3 protein-coding genes are annotated in these 3,030 nt (G+C 56.5%); 2 read left to right on the plus strand and 1 reads right to left on the minus strand.

Annotated features, from left to right (window positions below; genetic code table 11):
* Together BST40_RS27675 and BST40_RS27680 are read left to right on the plus strand one after the other, a co-directional pair.
* The coding region (locus BST40_RS27675) for an ATP-binding protein (protein WP_244174520.1) at nucleotides 1–522 on the plus strand (522 nt) is incomplete at its 5' end.
* A gap of 144 nt (nucleotides 523–666) precedes the next feature.
* On the plus strand, nucleotides 667–1,008 hold the full coding sequence (locus BST40_RS27680) for a group II intron maturase-specific domain-containing protein (protein WP_241780134.1): 342 nt from the start codon (nucleotides 667–669) through the stop codon (nucleotides 1,006–1,008).
* A gap of 519 nt (nucleotides 1,009–1,527) precedes the next feature.
* Here BST40_RS27680 and BST40_RS29785 read toward each other — a convergent pair.
* Nucleotides 1,528–2,076 (minus strand): hypothetical protein, encoded by a 549-nt coding sequence (locus BST40_RS29785; RefSeq protein WP_142276841.1) that lies wholly within the window; start codon nucleotides 2,074–2,076, stop codon nucleotides 1,528–1,530.
* Between the last annotated feature and the right edge of the window lie 954 nt (nucleotides 2,077–3,030).

Here is a 3,030-nt window from a genome sequence, read left to right on the forward strand (position 1 = left end):
TCGCATCACTCGCAACAACGTCCTGACCAGCACAAACACGGCTACTTTGCACCCCACCCAGCGATAACGGGTGGAACCGGCAAAACCCATTTGGCCATCGGATTGGCCATCAAAGCCGCCCAGACCGGGCATCGCATCGCATTCGCCACCGCGGTGGACTGGGTCGCTCGCCTCAAGGCCGCCCACAACGCGGGGCGGCTGCCAGCGGAGTTGGCCAAGCTGCGCCGCATCGGTCTACTCGTCGTCGACGAGGTCGGGTACATCCCCTTCGAGCAGGACGCTGCCAACTTGTTCTTCCAACTGGTCTCCAGCCGCTACGAACACGCCTCGCTGATACTGCCCTCGAACCTTCCCTTCGCCCGCTGGGGCGACGTATTCGGTGATCAAGTCGTGGCCGCAGCGATGATCGACCGCATCGTCCACCACGCCGACGTACTGACCCTCAAAGGCTCCAGCTACCGGCTCAAGGACACCGGAATCGATACCCTGCCCTCGGCCAGAGCCGACAACACGGCACAATAACTACCGACCACGTGGCCTACTTTTGACCGTCGCATGTGGCCTAGTTTTCGACCGTCGTCAACACCAGTCCGACCACCTACGAAAACAACCACACAACCGCTACGCTGCCACGAGCGGCGTAACCAAAAATCCCATGTCCACTACATGGGGGCAAGGCCTAATCGCGACCACACCAATGCCCTGCGCGAGGAGATCGCTCAGGTACTGGCGCCACTGGGTCTTCGCTTCTCCGAAGCCAAGACCCGTGTCGTGCACATGAGCGAAGCGTTCGACTTCCTTGGCTTCCGCATCCAGTGGAAGCGCAAGCGAGGCACCTACGAGTGGTACGCATATGTGTTCATCGCCGATCGGCCTATCCGATCGCTGAGGGACGAGATACGTGCCCTAACCAGCAGGCTCTTGCAACAGCCGCCCAGGGACGTACTGATCAGGCTCAACCGGATTATGCGCGGCTGGTCCAACTATTTCCTGTCTGTGACAGGTTGAACTGGCCCCGGTAGGACGGTTTTCAGTGGCCCCATCTACTCGACTCGCCGGTGTGGTTGTGACGGTTTGATCTGGCCCCACCCCAGTGTTGATCCATCGAATGCAGTTGCGATGGAAAGGGGCCAGGGGTGGAGGATCGGGTGGAGCAGTTCGCAGCGATTCGTCGCGATTTCCGTGTGGAAGGTTTGTCGATCCGGGAATTGGCGGTCAAGTACCGGGTACATCGCCGCACGGTGCGTCAGGCCCTGGCGAGTGCGGTGCCGCCACCGCGCAAGACCCCGGCCCGGTCGTCACCGAAGCTCGATCCGTTCAAGCTGGCCATCGTCAGTCGTTCCCCCTTCAAGGGCTTTCGACACTGGGCTTCGACCCGATCCGTTTCCAGACCAAGCCGCCAGTCTGCTACCGGGCCTCCTGGCAGCTACCGAACCGGCCTCACACGGGCAAGCGGCGACGAGCTTGCGACCAAAAATCACTTACACAAGGTCACCTCCGATCTGCTGGTCGCGCGAAAGATCGACGTTAGTAATCCCTGTCGCCGTTATTCATTGTCTCCAATTCAACGGGCAAATTGTTATTGATCATTTCGATAACGTCGAGAATATCGACGAATTCGATGATAGTAATTGGCTGCGGGTTGCTAATGAATGGGTTCGGAAGAGGATTGTCATTGTTGCTATTGGCTGCGAACAAGTTGTTATATTGATCGTCGTTGTCAACTTGGTTATTGGTGGCATTATCGCGACTTTCATTCGTGCAACTATCGGTCTTGTATTCATTATGATTCGCTAGACGGATCGCGAGTCTTCCGGCGCTTATGTTGGAGTCGTTGGCGGTAACGTCGATCATGGCGCCTACCTCTCCCGTAGTTAGTGTTAGTACCGCCAACGTCGCAATGGCTGCGCGTTTGTTTGGCTGCGATGTGTTGAACCGGCCCGGATTATCAATTGACTCGGTTTCACCAGCCCTGGCGAAACGCCGACGCCGTGAATAAGATTTAGTCTTCGAGTCATGTTCGTGACCACTTTCGCTTGATGCTTTGTTCATATTAACCTGTTCATATTGTTGCAATGGTAGATGTTAATGACATCTGCATCTTTCGCAAAACGGAAGGTCCGCAAGGAACTCGCGGCAGAATCGCGACATCAATTTATTGGTTGGGTTGCCAGTTGTCGCCTCATTCAGGGCGGACCCGTTATTCATGATCCACCTCGCCGCCTGACACCGGGTCGCTGCTTGCCACTCGATAAAAAAACGTGCCGATGAGAAGGCATCGGCCGGAGGTCGCAGAAGTTGTCACAATTGCACTTCTCTGATGTCGTTGGCTGTTCATGGTTCTCTCGTACATGGAAACGAATTCACTTAGTCTGCAAGTAGGAAAGCGTAACGCGGGGTATTCGCAGTTCTACCTCGGAGCAGGACACATATTATACCTGCCTAGAGTATCTCTCACTAGATATTGACTATTTCGGAGGGATTTACGCATGTTCGTACGGTCCGTACGCCCCTGCACTGAGCAAAAATACGCGGTATTGATGACGATTTTTGTTCGGCAGTATGGTATAAGGCCAGCTTAGACCGTATGTGGTGACTACTTGGCCGGAGTAGTTGCTGGCGGGGGCCTTGCTCACGCATTCTCGTGGGGTACCGAGCGTTCCGTGCTCGGCCTTTGACAGGTGTAAAGGATGCCTCGGTGTTTTGCGAGCGTACGAGCGTTGGTCTGGACGCGCCTGCGCGTTCGGTTGTCGCGGCGATGGGCAAAGCGGTGAGGTATTTCGGGCGCGGTTGACACCGTCGCATGCGGAGGTTATCGCGTGAGAGGGCACGCTGCCGGGCCCGTGCGCGGTGGTCTTACGAAGTGTTGACCGGCACTCGGGTTGAGCACGATGGCGGCATTGACCCGACTTTTATCAAATTAGTGCGCCCCGCTGGCGTGGATTTCGGTTAGCCCGGATGTTTCGCGGGGTTGACGTGGCGGCCTGATCGGTTCGGATTGCGGTTTTCGATCTTGATTTTCGACGGTGG

This window comes from Mycobacterium persicum (genome assembly GCF_002086675.1).
GTDB classification, from domain to species: Bacteria; Actinomycetota; Actinomycetes; order Mycobacteriales; family Mycobacteriaceae; genus Mycobacterium; species Mycobacterium persicum.

Excerpts from the sequence above, each read along its gene's own strand:
- BST40_RS27680 (WP_241780134.1), top strand. The coding sequence starts at position 667 with ATGGGGGCAAGGCCTAATCGCGACCACACCAATGCCCTGCGCGAGGAG.